General features: G+C 73.7%; 11 protein-coding genes. 7 read left to right on the top strand and 4 right to left on the bottom strand.

What is annotated here, in order from left to right:
* The first annotated feature begins 393 nt into the window (after positions 1–393).
* The 4 genes from ACFO3J_RS29650 to ACFO3J_RS29635 all read left to right on the top strand — a co-directional run bounded on the left by ACFO3J_RS29650 (position 394) and on the right by ACFO3J_RS29635 (position 3,933).
* Positions 394–1,542, top strand: a complete 1,149-nt coding sequence (locus ACFO3J_RS29650) for an inorganic phosphate transporter (protein WP_386435848.1) — start codon at positions 394–396, stop codon at positions 1,540–1,542.
* 35 nt (positions 1,543–1,577) lie between these two features.
* On the top strand, positions 1,578–1,808 hold the full coding sequence (locus ACFO3J_RS29645) for a hypothetical protein (protein ID WP_386435845.1): 231 nt from the start codon (positions 1,578–1,580) through the stop codon (positions 1,806–1,808).
* A 30-nt stretch (positions 1,809–1,838) separates the two neighbouring features.
* Complete coding sequence (ppk2, locus tag ACFO3J_RS29640) at positions 1,839–2,762, top strand: polyphosphate kinase 2 (RefSeq protein ID WP_386435843.1); 924 nt, start codon at positions 1,839–1,841, stop codon at positions 2,760–2,762.
* Between the two features lie 109 nt (positions 2,763–2,871).
* Positions 2,872–3,933 carry a P1 family peptidase gene (locus tag ACFO3J_RS29635; protein ID WP_386435841.1) on the top strand — a complete coding sequence of 354 codons (1,062 nt, stop codon included), beginning with the start codon at positions 2,872–2,874 and terminating at the stop codon, positions 3,931–3,933.
* A gap of 78 nt (positions 3,934–4,011) precedes the next feature.
* Here the strand turns inward: ACFO3J_RS29635 and ACFO3J_RS29630 are convergent, their stop codons facing one another.
* The 3 genes from ACFO3J_RS29630 to ACFO3J_RS29620 form a co-directional block, all read right to left on the bottom strand.
* A complete protein-coding gene (locus tag ACFO3J_RS29630) occupies positions 4,012–5,211 on the bottom strand; it encodes a glycosyltransferase (RefSeq protein ID WP_386435838.1) in 1,200 nt (399 codons plus the stop codon).
* A 153-nt stretch (positions 5,212–5,364) separates the two neighbouring features.
* Complete coding sequence (locus tag ACFO3J_RS29625) at positions 5,365–7,626, bottom strand: protein kinase domain-containing protein (protein ID WP_386435835.1); 2,262 nt, start codon at positions 7,624–7,626, stop codon at positions 5,365–5,367.
* Between the two features lie 84 nt (positions 7,627–7,710).
* Positions 7,711–8,913, bottom strand: a complete 1,203-nt coding sequence (locus ACFO3J_RS29620; protein WP_386435833.1) for a hypothetical protein — start codon at positions 8,911–8,913, stop codon at positions 7,711–7,713.
* A 371-nt stretch (positions 8,914–9,284) separates the two neighbouring features.
* On the opposite strand from ACFO3J_RS29620, the gene ACFO3J_RS29615 reads away from it, so the two are divergent.
* The 3 genes from ACFO3J_RS29615 to ACFO3J_RS29605 all read left to right on the top strand — a co-directional run bounded on the left by ACFO3J_RS29615 (position 9,285) and on the right by ACFO3J_RS29605 (position 11,411).
* Positions 9,285–10,469, top strand: a complete 1,185-nt coding sequence (locus tag ACFO3J_RS29615) for an AI-2E family transporter (RefSeq protein WP_386435830.1) — start codon at positions 9,285–9,287, stop codon at positions 10,467–10,469.
* Between the two features lie 102 nt (positions 10,470–10,571).
* Positions 10,572–10,790 (top strand): hypothetical protein, encoded by a 219-nt coding sequence (locus ACFO3J_RS29610; protein ID WP_386435827.1) that lies wholly within the window; start codon positions 10,572–10,574, stop codon positions 10,788–10,790.
* A gap of 174 nt (positions 10,791–10,964) precedes the next feature.
* Positions 10,965–11,411, top strand: a complete 447-nt coding sequence (locus ACFO3J_RS29605) for a response regulator (RefSeq protein ID WP_386435824.1) — start codon at positions 10,965–10,967, stop codon at positions 11,409–11,411.
* Positions 11,412–11,417: 6 nt separating this feature from the next.
* On the opposite strand, the gene ACFO3J_RS29600 is transcribed toward ACFO3J_RS29605, so the two are convergent.
* A partial coding sequence (locus ACFO3J_RS29600) for a glycogen debranching protein (protein ID WP_386435822.1) occupies positions 11,418–12,755 on the bottom strand: 1,338 nt, incomplete at its 5' end.

The following is a 12,755-nucleotide window of genomic DNA, read 5'->3' as shown; positions in this document are numbered from 1 at the left end:
CTTTGGGCGGCCCTGACATCGGATGACTCGACAGGCTGGACGCGCTGGTGGCCCGGCGTCCGGAGCTACCGAGCCGTTCCGGTCCACCGGCGGCCACGCCCGCCGCACCGGCCTGCCCGGCCCCGGCGTCACCGTGCACGAGGCCGCGGTGCGCGGCCGACCGCACCGGGCACGCCTGGCGCACCCCCGTCCGGCGGCCGCCGACGGGTCCTTCGCCGTACGGCGAGCCCGGCTACCGCTCCCGGTGGGCCGCGCACGCCCCCGGCCCCGTCCCGGGGCCCCGGTCCGCCGCGCCGGGCCCGCCACCGTTCTTCGCGCGCCCCATGTTCATCGTGTACCCCCCCTTCACGTGTCCTTCCCTGTTCGTATGCCCGCCCCTGATTACCTGGTGACATGGACCACATCACCTTCCTTGTGGCAATGGTCATCGTCACGGCTCTGGCCTTCGACTTCACGAACGGTTTCCATGACACGGCCAACGCGATGGCCACCTCCATCGCGACCGGTGCGCTGCGGCCCAAGGTCGCGGTACTGATCAGCGGGGCGCTGAACCTGGTCGGCGCCTTTCTGTCCACCGAGGTGGCGAAAACGATCTCGGGCGGCATCGTCAACGACGCGCTCGTCACCCCCGGCATGATCTTCGCCGGGCTGATCGGCGCCATCCTGTGGAATCTGATGACCTGGCTGCTGGGCCTGCCCTCCAGCTCCTCGCACGCGCTGTTCGGCGGGCTGATCGGCGCCGTGTGGGTGGGCGCCGGGCGCAGCGGAGTGCACTTCGACAAGGTGGTCGAGAAGATCCTGATCCCGGCGGTCGCCTCGCCGATCGTGGCCGGCCTGGCCGCGCTCGGCGCCACCTACCTCGCCTACCGGCTCACCCAGCGGGCCAAGAAGGACACCGTCTCCAGGGGCTTCCGCAGCGGGCAGGTCGCCTCGGCGTCGCTGGTCTCGCTGGCCCACGGCACCAACGACGCGCAGAAGACGATGGGCGTCATCACCCTGGCGCTGATCTCCTGCGGCGCCCTGGGCAAGAACGCGGGCCCGCCGCTGTGGGTGATCCTCACCGCCGGCCTGGCCATCGCCACCGGTACGTACATCGGCGGCTGGCGGATCATCCGCACCATGGGCAAGGGCCTGGTGGACATCGAGTCGCCGCAGGGCTTCGCCGCCGAGTCCGCCGCCACCGCGGTGATCCTGACCTCGGCCAACCTCGGCTTCGCGCTGTCCACCACCCAGGTCTGCTCCGGCGGCATCCTCGGCGCCGGGGTCGGCCGCAAGCTCGCCGAGGTCCGCTGGGGCACCGCGGGCCGGATGGCCCTGGCCTGGCTGGTCACGCTGCCCGCCGCCGCGGTGGTCGGCGCGCTCGCGGCCGGCGCGGTGGTGCACGGCGGCACTCTGGGCACCGTACTGATCGCGCTGGCCGCGCTGGCCGTCGCCGTGGTGATCGTCGCCCTGTCCCGCCGCAACCCGGTGCACTCCGAGAACGTCAACAGCGTCCCGCACGCCTCGATCGACCCGGCCAGGCGTGCCGGGGCCGAAGCCTGAGCAGAAGACAACCGGAAGAGACAGGGAGAGCGGACATGAGCATCGACTGGGGATCCCTGGCCGAGGTCGCCGTGGTGAGCATCGGCGCCACTGTCGGGGTGGTCGTCCTGTTCGCCCTGGGGGTGCGCGCCCTGGACGAGAGGGAGTCGGTACGCGCCGAAGGCGGCAATGGTACGTTCCAGCAGGTCAGCGCGGGCGCATGCTTCCTGGTGTGCGCATGCGTGGTGCTGTACGGGCTGTACCTGATCATCCCCCAGTTCCACTAGCGCGACGGCGGAAGGCGGACCGGCAGCACTATGAGCACCAGTGTCTCCAGCAATGAAATGCGGCTCCTCGAGGGCATGACGGTGGATTACAGCGACCAGGACGACCCGGTGCTGATCCGTCCCGACGGCAGCGTCGTCGACACCTGGCGGGAGAACTACCCCTACGACGAGCGGATGGAGCGGCCCGAGTACGAGCACCACAAGCGGCTGCAGCAGATCGAGCTGCTCAAGCTGCAGCGCTGGGTCAAGGAGACCGGCCAGCGCCTGGTCATCGTCTTCGAGGGACGGGACGCGGCCGGCAAGGGCGGCACCATCAAGCGCTTCATAGAGCACCTCAACCCGCGCGGCGCCCGGGTGATCGCCCTGGAGAAGCCCAGCGAGCGCGAGAGCGGCGAGTGGTACTTCCAGCGGTACGTCTCGCAGCTGCCGACGGCGGGCGAGATCGTGCTCTTCGACCGGTCCTGGTACAACCGGGCCGGTGTGGAGCGGGTGATGGGCTTCTGCTCCGACGACGAGTACCACCGCTTCATGCGGCAGGCACCCGCCTTCGAGCGGATGCTGGTGGACGACGGCATCCACCTGGTGAAGTTCTGGTTCTCGGTCTCCCGCAACGAGCAGCGCACCCGCTTCACCATCCGCCAGGTGGACCCGGTGCGGCAGTGGAAGCTCAGCCCGATGGACCTGGCCTCCCTCGACCTGTGGGACCGCTACACCGAGGCCAAGGTGTCGATGTTCCAGGAGACCGACACCGAGCACGCCCCGTGGACGGTGGTCAAGAGCAACGACAAGAAGCGCGCCCGGGTGGAGGCCATGCGCAGCGTGCTGGACCGCTTCGACTACGCGGACAAGGACCCGGAGATCGTCGGCACCCCCGATCCGCTGATCGTCGGCGCCGCCGCCAATCTGCTGGAGGCCGGCGAGGACGCCGCCGCCCGCTCGCTGCTGCGGCCCTGACGAGGCGTCGCCCCCCGGACACCCCCCGCGGTGCCGGTCGCCGCCCCGGGTGTGAAGCTGGAGGCGGCCGGCGGCGGCAGGCGCGGGCCGGCGCGAGGAGGCGGAGCGGATGACCGAAGCGGGACGGCCGGGCCCGGCGAACGCGCTCACCGATGTCGGCGGACTGCGGGTCGGCCACGCCGGCCGCCGGGGCGACGGCTGGCTGACCGGGGTCACCGTGGTGCTGGCGCCGGAGGGCGGCGCCGTCACCGCCGTGGACGTACGCGGCGGCGGGCCCGGCACCCGGGAGACCGACGCGCTCGACCCGCGCAATCTGGTGCAGCGGATCGAGGCGGTCGTGCTCACCGGCGGCAGCGCCTTCGGACTCGACGCCGCCTCAGGGGTGGTGGCCTGGCTGGAGGAGCACGGCCGCGGCTTCCCGGTCGGCGGCCCCGGCCGGGTGGTGCCGGTGGTGCCCGCCGCCGCGCTCTTCGACCTCGGCCGCGGCGGGCGCTGGGACGCCCGCCCGGGCCCGGACCTCGGCCGCGCGGCGGTGGCCGCCGCCGACGCGACCCCGGAGGGGGCCCCGGTGCCGCAGGGCTGTGTCGGCGCCGGTACGGGCGCGGTGGCCGGTGGCCTCAAGGGCGGTGTGGGTACGGCCAGTTGGCTGCTGCCGTCCGGAACGGCGGTGGCCGCGCTGGCGGTCGTCAACGCGTCCGGCTCCGTCGTCGACCCCGATACGGGCGCGCTGTGGGGCGCCGGAGCCGCGTGGAGCGCCGAGTTCGGGCCGGCCGGCGGCGCGCGGCCGGCCGCCGTGGTGGCCCGGGCGCGGGACCGGCTGGCCGCCGTGCGGCAGCCGGCGCCGTTCAACACCACCCTTGCCGTGGTGGCCACCGACGCGACGCTGAGCCGGGCCAGGGCGCAGCGGCTGGCGGGCGCCGCCCACGACGGTCTGGCCCGCGCGATACGGCCGGCCCACCTGCTGTCCGACGGCGACACCGTCTTCGCGCTGGCCACCGGCCGGCGCCCGCCGGACCCGGAGGGCACCGACGACGCCGCGGTGAACGAGATCCTGGCGGCGGGCGCCGACACCCTGGCCCGCGCCATCGTGCACGCCGTCCTGGCGGCCGACGGCGTCAGCGGCCCGGGCGGCAGTTTCCCCGCCTACCGCGAGCTGTACGGACCCGCCTGACGGCGTACGAGCGGGCAGCGGCCGGCCCCCGTCGCCGCCCGGTGACCGGTCACCGGGCGGCGGGCGCGGAGCCCCGGGCTAGAACGGCTCCTGCACCGCGGCCGGGGCGACCGGTGCCAGGCCGTGGTGGACCTGTTCGATCAGCGTGCCGTAGGCGGCGATCATCCGGGTGCGGCTGAAGCGCTCGCGGCTGAGCTCCAGAGCCGGGGCGAAGTCGGCGGCACGCGCCGCCGCCTCGGTCCAGGCCGCCGCGATCACCACCGGGTCCGGCGGGGTGATCAGTCCGTGCCCGGCGACCAGGGACGCGGTGTCACCGATGTCGGTGCTCACCGGCACGGCGCCGCACATCATGCCCTCGATCAGGCACAGCGGCGCCGCCTCGCCGGACGACGAGGTGAGCGAGACGACGTCGGCGGCGGCGTACAGCGACTCCATGTCGCAGCGCACCCCGAGCAGCGACATCCGCTCGGCCAGCCACGGCTCGTCGCCGAGCGCGGCGTCGATGTCCGCCCGCAGCTCCGGATTGTCGCCGGTCATGCCCGCGCCGCACATCAGCACGTGCCCGCGCGGTTCCTGCCGCAGGAACCGCCGCGCCGCCCGCAGGAACAGCGGCACGTTCTTCATCTCGGCGTACCGCGCCGCGAAGACCACCAGCGGCGCTTCCGGCATGACGCCCAGCGACGCCCGCCACCGGGCCCGGCGTACCGGATCGGGGCGGAAGCGGAGCAGGTCGACCCCGTTGGGGACCACGTGCAGCAGTTCGGCCGGGATCCCGGCCGCCGCGTACGCCGCCCGGGTCGACTCCGCGCAGCACACACCGGCCCGCACCCGGCCCGCCTCGACCGCCGCCCGCAGCGAGTCCAGCGCCGGGCCCTGGTTCTCCGGGTCGGAGCGGTGCAGGCACACCACCACCGGCCGCAGCGGCAGCCCGGCCTGGTTGAGCAGCGCCAGCGGCTGCTCCTTCAGCGACAGCACCACGTCCGCGGCGGCGGTCGCCCGGGCGGTGGCGGCCAGCTCGTCCGCGCTGAACGCGTCGGTGTCCTCGCCCGGACCGCGGCGCAGCGCCGTGACCGGGACGCTGGCTCCGGTCAGACCCCGGTAACAGGCGTCGTCCTCCATCCGCTGCCGGGTCGCCTCCCGGTGCACTTCTCCCCGCATGCTCAGTACCGCGTGTTCCTGCGCACCGCCGTGCAGACCGAGAATCACATCGCTGTGCAGAATACGGGCTCCACCGGAAAAGAAGCCTTCGTAGACCGACAGCACACGCAGTTCGCTCATAAAGCGCACCCATCGCCGTCCCGCGCTGGCGGGAAATTTACGGAACCCCCTTGAGCAGCGGGTTAGCCGCGATCAGGGACTTCGAAACCGGACGGCGTGTGAATTCCTTATTGCCAGGAAGGGCGCGAAAGGTTACGCGGCTGTTTTCTCCTGTCAACTCCAGGAAGGATGACCCTCGGGCAGCGCTCCGGTGGTGAGCCGACGCGCCCCCGTCCCATCGGCCCGGATCGCCCACACCGCGGGGGTCGCGATCTCGCCGCGGACATAGGCCACCCATTTCCCGTCCGGCGACCAGGTGGGGTCCATCTCCTCCTCGGCGCTGGCGGCGAGCGGGTGATCTCCGGTGCCGTCCGCCCCGATCAGGTGAATGTCGCCCTGACTGCCGACCAGTGGTTTGCCGTAGGTGTACGCCAGCCGGCTGCCGTCCGGCGACCACACCGGGTCCAGCGCCCGCTGCGTGCCGTGGGTGATCTGCCGGGGCGCGGCGGTGGGATCGGAGACCTTCAGCAGATTGATCTGCCACAGGCCCGGCTGCGCCTGGATGCACACCGCCAGCTGCTGCCCGTCCGGCGACCACTCCGGGTCCTGGACCGCCCCGGTGCCGGTGGTGAGCTGCCGGGCGGAGCCGTCGGAGACGTTCACCGTGTAGATCTGCAGCACGCCGTCCTTGATCCGGGTCACCGCCAGCCGGGTGCCGTCCGGCGACCAGGCCACCTTCCCACCGGAGATCGCCGCGACCCGGTGCGCGTTCGAGCCGTCCGCGTCGGCGACCCAGACGGAGCTGGACGGCCCGCTCCGGGTGAAGGCGAAGGTGGCGCGGTCCGGCGCCCACACCGGAAGGATGTCGCAGCTGCCGCCGCTGATGATCCGGCGCGGATCGTCCCGGCCCGGGTCGCGCACGGCGATCACCCCGTGGCATTTCGACGGCCAGCCCGGCGCGGTGTCCTCACGGATCAGCAGCGGCTGGGCCGGCAGGGCCGCCGCGGCCGGGGCGCCGGCCGCCGAGCCCTTGGCGGACGGGGAGGAGGCCGGTCCGGCGGCCTGGCCGGAGCCGCCCGGTCCGCCCGACCAGGGCCGCGCCATCACCAGCCCGGCCGCGGCGGCGACCACGAGCGCGGCGGCCACGATCAGCAGCGTCCGCCGCCGGCCCCGCCCCGCCGCGGCGCCGTCGGAGCCGTACGACCCGGCCGGCGGCCCGAACGCGCCACCCGGGTCCGGACTCGCCGTCACCCGGGCGGTGGCCGGATAGGAGGAGCCGGCCGGGGGGCCGGGGGGAGCGCCGATGGGAGCGCCCGCCGCCGGTGACTCCGGCGGGGCCTGATACGCCGAAGCCGGCAGGGACGCGGCCTTGACGGTGGCCGGGTGGTCCGGGGCGGCGGGGGGAGCCGGTCGCTCCGGGGGAGTCCGGGGAGCCAGGGGAGTGGGGGGAGCCGCGGCCGGTGGGCCGTCCTCGGCCGGGGCGGCCGGGTCGTCGGGGCCGGCCGGCGCCGGGGCGGCGGCGCCCGCGGCGGCCGCGGCCGCCTGGTAGGTGTCGGCGGTGTTCGAGGGCGGCGGCTCGGTCCGCGCCAGCATCGCCGTCGCCTCGGCCGGAAGCCACGCGCCCTCCGGCAGCTGGTGAACCGTCAGCCGGGACAGGAAGTCCGCCGGGGTCGGCCGGTCGGCCGGGTCCTTGGCCAGGCACGCGGCGATCAGGGGCCGCAGCTCGGCCGGGACCCCGCCCAGATCGGGCTCCTGGTGCACGACCCGGTAGTGCCGGGCCGCCGAAGGACCGTCGCCGAACGGGAACGCGCCCGCCGCCTGGCTGAGCACCACACCCAGCGCGAACATGTCCACCGCGGGCGTGACCGCGCCGCCGGTGAGCTGCTCGGGCGCGAGATAGCCGGGGGTGCCGATCTGCAGCCCGGTCTGGGTCAGCGCGGTGCCGTCCAGCGCCCGGGCGATACCGAAGTCGATGACCCGCGGACCGTCCTCGGCCACGATGATGTTGGCCGGCTTCAGATCGCGGTGCATCACCCCGACCCGGTGGATCGCCTCCAGCGCCTCGGCGAGCCCGGCCGCGAGCACGGTGAGCGTGCCGACCGGCAGCGCTCCCACGTTCACCAGCACCGACTGCAGGGTGGGTCCCGGGACGAACGCCGTGACCAGCCAGGCCGGCCGCCCGTCCGGATCGGCGTCCACCACCGGCGCCGTATGGAAACCGCCGACCCTGCGGGCCGCGGCCACCTCGTCGGCGAAGCGGCGGCGGAAGCCGGGCTCGGTGCTCAGCTCGGGGCGCACCACCTTGACCGCGACGGCCCGCCCGGACAGTGAGCGGCCGAAGTACACCACGCCCATCCCGCCCTCGCCGAGCCGCCCGACCAGGCGGTAACGCCCCTGTCCGACCGACGTCGGATCGCCCGCCTGCAGCGGTCTCATCTCGTCCCCCATCCGTGCACCGCCCCGATCGGCGGCGACTCCCCGCCGCCCCACCGGCGGCCAGGTCGCGCGCCGCCGGTCATCTCATCGCGCGGGCCTCATCCGCCGCCGCGCGACCATCAGCACCAGGCCCGCCGCGAGCAGGGTGCTGCCCCCGGTCAGGAAGGCCACGCGGGAGGCTCCGCCGCCCGTCACGGCCAGCCTATTGGGCATGTCCGCCGGTTGTACGGGCTTCGCGGCAGCTGTCGGGCGGGCGGGACCGGACGCGGGGAAAAGGGTCGGTGTACGGGTCGGGGCGGCCACATGGGCGAGCGGGACGGGATCGAGCCGGATGAGGGTGGCGCTCGGACTCGGCGGCGCGGCCGAGGGGGTCCGCGGCCGCGGCACGTCGACCGGCCGGCTGAGTCCGTCCGCCGCCGCGGGATCGAGATACGGGTCGGGCGCGGCGTCCACCGCGGTGCTCACCGTGCCGGCCGCGCTCGCCGTGAAGGTGACGGAGAAACGCCCGTCCGAGCCGGTGACGGCCTTCTCGACCAGCGGCTGACCGCTGGTCAGGGACTGGTACTCCACCCGTACGGCCGCGCCCGCGAGCGGCCGCGGTCCCTGCCCGCTGTCCCGCCGGTAGGAGCCGAGGGCGGTCACCCTCCGCCCGGCGGCCGACACCGGGCCCAGCCGGTAGTCCACCGTCAGCCGGGCGACGCTCGGCGTGGCGGTCACCGCCACCCGCGCCTCGGTCTCGCCGCCGGCCGGTTCGGTCCCGTCCGCCGCCGGATCGCCGGCGGTGTGATGGACCGCGCGGATCACGACGGTGTACGGACCGGGCACGGCGGCGCCGTCCTGGTCCGCCCGCTGGTCCACCACCGCGTTCTGCAGCCAGAAGCGGCCCGCGGCGTCGGTGGTCACGGTGGCCAGCGGGGCGCCGCCGGCCGCCGGACCGGACACCGTGTCATCGGGCGCGGACGGAGCGGAGGAAGCACCGGAGCCCGGACCGGGGGACGTACCGGAGCCGGCATCGGGGGAGGTGTCCGACGACGGCGCGCCGGCCGCGGACTGCGCGAGGTCCACCGTCTCCCCGGGCGCGGGCACACTCGGGCCGTCCGGGGCCCGGTGGCGCAGCAGCAGACCGGTCAGCGCCACCGAGCGGTGGTCGTAGTCGGTCGCCGCGGGTGTGGCGGTGAAGCCGGAGAACTCATAGATCCAGTTCGGCTGTTCGGGCGGCGCCGCGTGAGCCGCCCTGGGCGCCAGCAACGCGCCGAGCAGCAGGACCAAGCCGACCAGTACGGGCACGGCGACAGCCGGTCCGCGCCGGCCCGGCCCGGGCCTGTGTGCGACCGAAGCGATGGGTGTCACCGGTCCCCCTCCCCCTGACATCCGTTGGACCGCCGATCGCTCATCAAGGTTGTGCCCGGCGACAGGAAAATCTGGGTGATCCGGGCATGATCCGGGCATGAACCGTCGCCCAACACGTGCTGCCACCGGCAGTCGCGGGGATACACCCAGAGGGTATCGGCCGACCGGCGGTACCCAGTGACGTGGCCCGAATCATCACCGTTGGTGCGGGTAGACGCGATGCGACGCCGTGCCGGCGGCGCGCGGCCCGATCGGCGCCGCATCGCGAACCGGCCCGCAGGGACCACCGTCGCGAGGGAGAAACCGCCATGTCCGAGACACCGGCCGACACAGCGCCACCGTCCACCGCGGACGCGGTGAGCCCCGCGCCGGATCCCGCGCCGGGTCCCGCGCCCGCTCCCGGCGCGGACCCGGCCGGCGCCGCGCAGCCGGCCCGGCGCTGGGTGCGGCGGCCGCTCGCGCTGCCGTCGACCCAGCGCTCCTCCTGGTTCCGGGTCGGCTTCGGCCTCGGGCTCGGCGCGGTACTGGCCTGGATGCTGGTGCACACCGTGCTGCAGATCAGCGCGCTGCTGACGCTGCTGCTGCTCGCCGTCTTCATCGCGGTCAGCCTGGAGCCGGTGGTGGGCCTGCTGTGCCGGCTCGGGCTGCGCCGGGGCTGGTCGGTGGCCGTGGTGGTGGCCGGCTTCGCCGGGCTGCTCGCCGGATTCCTCGCGCTGGTCATCCCGCCGGTCACCGCGGCCGTCACCGCGCTGACCGACGCGGTGCCGCGCTGGCGGGTGCAGCTGCACGACCACCACTCCACGCTGGGGCGGCTCGAGGACCACTACCACGTCATCGAGAAGGCGCAGGCCCAACTCGGTTCCAGCGGCGCCTCCGTGGCCGGCGGGGTGTTCGGCGCGGGCCAGCTGGTGATCAGCGCCGTCACCTCGACCGTGATCGTGATCACCGTCACCTTGTACGTGATGGCCGCGCTGCCCGCGATCAAGACCTTCGGCTACCGCTTCGTGCCCGGCACCCGCCGGCCCCGGGTGGAGCAGGTCTCCGAGGAGATCCTCAGCCGTGTCGGGCGCTTCATGCTCGGCAACATCGCGACCTCGGCGATCGCCGGCCTGGCCACCTTCATCTGGTGCGAGGTGATCGGGGTGCCGTACCCGGCCGCGCTGGGCTTCTTCGTGGCGCTGATGGACATGGTGCCGGTGATCGGCTCGACCATCGGGGGAGTGGTGGTCAGCCTGGTGGCGCTGGTGGCGTCGCTGCCGGTGGCGGTGGCCACCGCGGTCTTCTACATCGGCTTCCGGATCGCCGAGGACTATCTGATCATGCCGCGCGCCATGAAGTTCGCGGTGAACGTCCATCCGGTCGTGACCGTGGTCGCCGTGCTGGCCGGCGGCTCACTGCTCGGCATCATCGGCGGTCTGGTCGCCATCCCCTTCGCCGTGGCTCTGGGCATCGTGCTGGACGAGTACGTCTTCCCGCGCACCGACGCCTCCTGACACCCTGTTTGCCGTGGCCGCCTCGGGCAAGGCGAACCGATGCAGCCCGCCGGCGCCCCGCCTTCCTCGGGGCGCCGGCGGGCCCTGACAGAAGGAGGCCCGATGCGGACGACCCTGGGTGTGCTGCTGGCGCTGTGGGGCGCGTTCTTCGTGCTGTTCAGCGGCCGGGTGGCCCGCGGCCAGTACCCGCGGGGCCGGCTGGCCGCGACCGAGGCGCACGGCGGCGGCGCCGGCCCCCACCGTATGACGACCGTGTTCAACGCGGTGGTCGGCGCGACCCTGGCGGTGTGCGGCATCCTGCTCGCCGTCGGCGCGTTCTAGCCGGCTGTCCCGACCCGGCGGCCGGGCATGCCCGGCCGCCGGGCGGCCGCCCGGCTGACAACGGCTGTTGTCGACCGGGCGGAGGAATCCCTAGGATTCGGGGTACGCCCCTCTCCGCGTCGCGCCCGCACGCGCGTCCGGGGAACCGTGTCCACGGAGACCAGGAGCCACCCGATGAACGCCCTCAACCCGTCCCGTACCTTCAGCGTCCTGCTGGTGGAGGACGACTCCGCCGACGCGCTGCTCATCGAGGACGCGCTGAGCGAGGGCGGCATGGCCCGGTCGCTCACCCATGTGGAGGACGGCCTGGCGGCGCTGGACCACCTGCGGGATCCCGGGGCGGAGCGCCCCGACCTGATCGTGCTGGACCTGAACATGCCCCGGATGAACGGCCGGGAGTTGCTCGCCGTGCTGCGGGACGACGAGGAACTGGGCTCCATTCCGCTGGTCGTGCTCACCACCTCCGCGGCGCCGGACGACATCACCGACGCCTATCAGAAGCACGCCAACGCCTATGTCACCAAGCCGGTGAACCTGGACGACTTCCTGCTGGCCGTGCAGCGGATCGACGCCTTCTTCCTCGACACCTCGGCGCCGCTGCCCCGCGACAGCCGCCGCTGACCGCCGTCAGCGGCCCCCTGACTCCGGCTTCGGCTCCCTGATCAGCAGTACGGTCGCCCGCGCCGCCACCTCGACGGTGTCACCGGCGGTGTGCCCGGCCCGGCCGCCGTTCGGAGTGCCGGCTTCCGCCGCCGTGTCCAGCACGGTCCGCCAGCTCTCCCCGTAGCCCGCGGCGGGCAGGGTGAAGGCCAGCGGCTCCCAGTGCGCGTTGAGCAGGATCAGGAACGAGTCGTCCACGATGCGGCCGCCGTGCGCGTCCGGCTCGGAGATCGCGTCGCCGTTGAGATGGAAGGCCACCGCGTGCGCGTCACGGCGCCCCCAGTCGTCGTCGCCCATCTCGCCGCCGTCCGGGCGCAGCCAGGTGAGGTCGGCGGTGCCCGGCGCCGCGCTCCCGTCGTGGCCGCGCAGGAAGCGGCGGCGGCGGAAGACGGGGTGTTCGCGGCGCAGGGTGATGAGGCGGGTGGTGAAGTCGATGAGTTCGTGCTGCTGGGGGGTGAGGTTCCAGTCGGTCCAGGAGGTTTCGTTGTCCTGGCAGTAGGCGTTGTTGTTGCCGTGCTGGGTGCGGCCGAGTTCGTCGCCGTGGGAGATCATCGGGACGCCCTGGGAGACGAGCAGGGTGGTGAGCAGGTTGCGCTGCTGGCGGGCGCGCAGGGCCAGCACGGCCGGGTCGTCGCTCTCGCCCTCGGCGCCGCAGTTCCACGACCGGTTGTGGCTCTCCCCGTCGCGGTTGTCCTCACCGTTGGCGTCATTGTGCTTGTCGTTGTACGACACCAGGTCGCGCAGGGTGAAACCGTCGTGCGCGGTCACGAAGTTGACGCCGGCCCGGGGGCGGCGGAAATCACCTTCGTACAGATCGGACGAGCCGGTCAGCCGGGACGCGAATTCCGGCAGGGCGCCGTCCTCGGCCCGCCAGAAGTCCCGCACGCTGTCGCGGTACTTGCCGTTCCATTCGCTCCACAGCGGGGGGAAGTTGCCGACCTGGTAGCCGCCGTCGCCGACGTCCCAGGGTTCGGCGATGAGTTTGACGCGGGAGACGACGGGGTCCTGCTGGACGAGATCGAAGAACGCCGACAGGCGGTCGACCTCGTGGAACTGGCGGGCCAGGGTGGCGGCCAGGTCGAAGCGGAAGCCGTCCACGTGCATCTCGGTGACCCAGTAGCGCAGGCTGTCCATGATCAGCTGGAGGACGTGCGGGTGCCGCATCAGCAGGCTGTTGCCGGTGCCGGTGGTGTCGAAGTAGTGCGCCTGGTCGTCGTCGACCAGCCGGTAGTACGAGGCGTTGTCGATCCCGCGGAAGGACAGCGTGGGCCCCATGTGGTTGCCCTCGGCGGTGTGGTTGTAGAC

This window comes from Streptomyces polygonati (assembly GCF_042650325.1).
Classification (GTDB): domain Bacteria; phylum Actinomycetota; class Actinomycetes; order Streptomycetales; family Streptomycetaceae; genus Actinacidiphila; species Actinacidiphila polygonati.
Note: the sequence above shows the minus strand (reverse complement) of the source record. Positions and strands in the feature narration are given on the sequence as shown.

What these genes read in the sequence shown, in the direction of transcription:
- ACFO3J_RS29635 (WP_386435841.1), top strand. Translation starts at nt 2,872, where the DNA reads ATGACCGAAGCGGGACGGCCGGGCCCGGCGAACGCGCTCACCGATGTC.
- ACFO3J_RS29610 (WP_386435827.1), top strand. Translation starts at nt 10,572, where the DNA reads ATGCGGACGACCCTGGGTGTGCTGCTGGCGCTGTGGGGCGCGTTCTTC.
- ACFO3J_RS29650 (WP_386435848.1), top strand. Translation starts at nt 394, where the DNA reads ATGGACCACATCACCTTCCTTGTGGCAATGGTCATCGTCACGGCTCTG.
- ACFO3J_RS29625 (WP_386435835.1), bottom strand. Translation starts at nt 7,626, where the DNA reads ATGAGACCGCTGCAGGCGGGCGATCCGACGTCGGTCGGACAGGGGCGT.
- ACFO3J_RS29615 (WP_386435830.1), top strand. Translation starts at nt 9,285, where the DNA reads ATGTCCGAGACACCGGCCGACACAGCGCCACCGTCCACCGCGGACGCG.
- ACFO3J_RS29630 (WP_386435838.1), bottom strand. Translation starts at nt 5,211, where the DNA reads ATGAGCGAACTGCGTGTGCTGTCGGTCTACGAAGGCTTCTTTTCCGGT.
- ACFO3J_RS29605 (WP_386435824.1), top strand. Translation starts at nt 10,965, where the DNA reads ATGAACGCCCTCAACCCGTCCCGTACCTTCAGCGTCCTGCTGGTGGAG.
- ppk2 (WP_386435843.1), top strand. Translation starts at nt 1,839, where the DNA reads ATGAGCACCAGTGTCTCCAGCAATGAAATGCGGCTCCTCGAGGGCATG.
- ACFO3J_RS29645 (WP_386435845.1), top strand. Translation starts at nt 1,578, where the DNA reads ATGAGCATCGACTGGGGATCCCTGGCCGAGGTCGCCGTGGTGAGCATC.